The 2463-nt window shown below is 65.1% G+C and carries 3 protein-coding genes; 2 read left to right on the forward strand and 1 reads right to left on the reverse strand.

Features of this window, described 5'->3' with window-relative positions:
* Positions 1-863 (forward strand): AMP-binding protein (locus VFA16_RS21895; RefSeq protein WP_324969851.1); only part of this gene is annotated, 863 nt, incomplete at its 5' end.
* A gap of 26 nt (positions 864-889) precedes the next feature.
* Positions 890-2374: an NAD(P)/FAD-dependent oxidoreductase gene (locus tag VFA16_RS21900; protein WP_324969852.1), complete on the forward strand. Its 1485-nt coding sequence runs from the start codon at positions 890-892 to the stop codon at positions 2372-2374.
* Here VFA16_RS21900 and VFA16_RS21905 read toward each other — a convergent pair.
* The coding region (locus VFA16_RS21905; protein ID WP_324969853.1) for an aldehyde dehydrogenase family protein at positions 2320-2463 on the reverse strand (144 nt) is incomplete at its 5' end. The genes VFA16_RS21900 and VFA16_RS21905 overlap by 55 nt on opposite strands.

The raw sequence follows: 2463 nt of genomic DNA on the forward strand, positions 1-2463 counted from the left end.
GCGGATCGATGGTGTTGCGGCGCAAGTTCTCCGCGTCGCAGTTCCTCCCTGATGTCCGCCGCTACAACGCCACCTACGCCAACTACGTGGGCAAGCCGCTGTCGTATGTGCTGGCCACCCCGGAGCGCCCGGACGACGCCGACAACCCGCTGCGGGCGGTGTACGGCAACGAAGGCGCGCCGGGCGACATCGAGCGCTTTGCCCGCCGATTCGGGTGCGTGGTCATCGACGGATTCGGTTCGACCGAAGGCGGGGTGGCGATCAGCCGTACCCCGGACACACCGCCGGGTGCACTGGGGCCCCTGCCCGAAGGCATCGAGATCGTCGACGTCGACACCGGTGAACCGTGTCCGCCGGGCGTGGTCGGTGAACTGGTGAACACCGCCGGGGCCGGTCGTTTCGAGGGTTACTACAACGATCCGGAGGCCAACGCGCAGCGCATGGCCGGCGGCGCCTACCACAGCGGCGACCTCGCCTACCACGACGAGCAGGGATATGTGTACTTCGCGGGCCGGCTCGGTGACTGGTTGCGGGTCGACGGCGAAAATTTGGGCACCGCGCCCATCGAGCGGGTGCTGGCCCGCTACCCCGAAGTGACCGAGGTGGCGGTGTATGCGGTGCCCGATCCTGCCGTCGGCGACCAGGTGACGGCGGCGCTGGTGATGGCGCCGGGCGCGGAATTCGATGCCGACAAGTTCCGCGCGTTTTTGGCCGAGCAGCCGGACCTCGGGCCCAAGCAATGGCCGGCGTATGTGCGGATCTGTACGGCACTGCCGCGGACCGCAACGTTCAAGGTTGTCAAACGCGAGCTCTCGGCCGAGGGTCTCGACTGCGCCGACCCGGTGTGGCAGATTCGGCGGTAGCTTGCCGACGTGGGAGGCGGTGTCGAATGACGAAACGCCAGCCGACAGTCGCGATTGCGGGAGCCGGAATGTCCGGCATTTGCGCGGCAATCACCCTGAAGCGGGCGGGTATCGACGACGTCACGCTATTTGAGAAGGCCGACGAGGTCGGCGGCACCTGGCGGGAGAACACGTATCCCGGCCTGACCTGCGATGTGCCCTCGCGGTTCTACCAGTTCAGCTTTGCGCCGAATCCTAGCTGGAGCCACTTGTTTTCACCCGGGAACGAGATCCAGGAGTACTTCACCGACGTGGCCAAACGAACCGGCGTGTACGAGCGGATCAGGTTCCGTACCGAAGTCGTCAGCGCCCAATTCGATGGGCGAGGTTGGATTGTACGCACCAGCGATGGAAAGGAAACTCGGGTCGATTTCCTGATATCGGCGACCGGTGTGCTGCACCACCCGAAGATTCCGGATATTCAGGGGCTCGGCGACTTCTCGGGTTCGGTGTTTCACTCCGCGCGGTGGGACCACAGCGTCGAGCTGCGGGGCCGCCGGGTCGCGGTGATCGGGACCGGCTCGACAGGAGTGCAGATCGTCAGTCGGCTCGCGGGCATCCCGGCCCGGCTGACACTTTTTCAACGCACCCCGCAGTGGATCATGCCGATGCCCAATCCCCGTTACCCCCGACTGACGCACCGCACCCATCGGGCCTTTCCGTGGCTGAATCATCTTGGCTACCACGGGTACCGGATACCGATGGAGATCTTTTCGGCCGCGTTGGTCAAGCCGGGCTGGCGTCGACGGTTCGTGGCAGCGCTCTGCCGGGCGAACCTGCGCACGGTGCGTGACCCGCAACTGCGCAAGGCCCTGACTCCTAACTACACACCTATGTGCAAGCGGCTGGTGATTTCCGGTGGGTTCTACCGCGCGATGCAGCGCGATGACGTCGAGCTCGTCACTGCTCGGATCGACCACGTCGAATCACGCGGCATCGTCACCGATGACGGAGTTATGCACGAGACCGATGTGATCGTGCTGGCAACCGGATTCGACGCGCACGCCTACATGCGTCCCATGCGGGTGATCGGCCGCGAAGGCCTCCGCCTCGACGATGCCTGGCGCGAAGGACCGCACGCTTTCGAAACCGTTGCCCTGCCTGGGTTTCCGAACTTTTTTATGCTGCTGGGCCCGCACAGCCCGGTCGGCAACTTCCCGTTGACTGCAGTCGCTGAATCGCAGGCCGAGCACATCCTGGGTTGGATAAAGCGTTGGCAGCGTAGTGAGTTCGACACCGTGGAGCCGACGGAAGAGGCAACCCAGGCGTTCAACGCCGCCCTGACGGCGGCCATGTCGGACACTGTGTGGACCACGGGGTGTGACAGCTGGTATCTCGGCAAGAACGGTCTGCCCGAGGTGTGGCCGTTCACACCGGCTCGACACCGTGCCATGCTCGCCAGGCCGAAGCCCGAAAACTACGACTTGCGCGCCGCCGGGCCGGCCACTGAGATCGATTTGGTGTCGAGGTAGCTTTCGATGCCTTCGCGGCCCAACTCCCTACCGTAGCCGCTGCCTTTGACGCCGCCGAACGGGGCGTAGGGGTCCATGGTGTAGCCCTG

The organism is Mycobacterium sp. (assembly GCF_035653355.1).
Classification (GTDB): domain Bacteria; phylum Actinomycetota; class Actinomycetes; order Mycobacteriales; family Mycobacteriaceae; genus Mycobacterium.